Source organism: Bacillus sp. JJ664, from assembly GCF_036962205.1.
In the GTDB taxonomy this organism is placed as follows: domain Bacteria; phylum Bacillota; class Bacilli; order Bacillales; family Bacillaceae_G; genus Gottfriedia.
The window spans coordinates 792-1,849 of sequence record NZ_JBALMS010000018.1 but is presented as its reverse complement, the minus strand read 5'-3'; the positions used below and the strand labels follow the sequence as shown (position 1 = coordinate 1,849).

The 1,058-nt window shown below is 30.0% G+C and carries 1 protein-coding gene; it reads left to right on the top strand.

Annotation, left to right across the window (positions count from 1 at the left end):
* Positions 1-584: 584 nt before the first annotated feature.
* Positions 585-1,058 (top strand): MBL fold metallo-hydrolase (locus V7056_RS02705; protein ID WP_499699045.1); only part of this gene is annotated, 474 nt, incomplete at its 3' end.

The window sequence follows — 1,058 nt, the reverse complement described above, 5'->3', positions numbered from 1 at the left end:
ATAAAACAGTAGAATTGTAAAATTAAAAAAATTTTCTTTGTCTGAAATGACATTGTCAGTATTGGATTAAGCTCTCTTTTTTTGATATTTTGAGAATGTTCGTTCGTAAATCATAGGAGTAAAGATGCTAGTCTTAAGTAAGTTCTAATATTAAAATTGTCTTAAGAAAAAACAGGCGGGGATACTTATTATCTAGATAAATGTGATGGGGAAATGAGATTAACTTTGATTGAAATTAAAAAAGGTAAATAAAAATGCGAAGAAATAAGAAGAGCAGACAATAAAGTTGCTGCTCTTTTTCATTAATAATAAGAGATATCCTTATTGAACTATCGCATACGGATAGTTGAACAAGATCACAGTTCGCTTTTGAGGTTTTTTTCAAGTAAGTGGCAGATTAGTCCAATAAAAAAATGAGTGGTTATTCATTCATTTTTGTGATAAAGTTAAAATGCAGAATATTTAAAAAATATAAAACGAATGGAGATAACTGTATTCGGGATTTTATACGAATTATATATACCGTTACTACAGTTAACTATTTGAAAGTGATTTTTGGTTTAATATTAAGGAGATGAAAGGTGATGTTTTTAAAGAAAAAATCATACTTAGGAGAGAAAAATGGCGTCTCATACTTGAATGGAGAAGTTAAATTACTAAGTATTTCATTAAATGTTTACAGTTATTTAGTGGATGGTGTATTAATTGATACAGGATCGCAGTCCTTACATAGATATTTCGAATCTTTTATTGACCAAGCAGATTTTGATCAAGTAATGATAACTCATTCTCATGAAGATCATTCAGGTTGTGCCGCTTATATTGAAAAAACTAAGAAACTACCAATTTATTTAAATGAAAAAACAATTGATTATTGCGCACGACGTGCAGATTATCCTTTATATAGGCAACTCTTTTGGGGGAGAAGAAAGCCGTTTCATGCTAAGGCTATGCCTGAAACGTTTACATCCAGAAATGCGACATGGAAAGTAATCGATACACCTGGTCATGCTTTTGATCATAAAGCATTATTAAATCAGGAAACAGGTCAATTATTT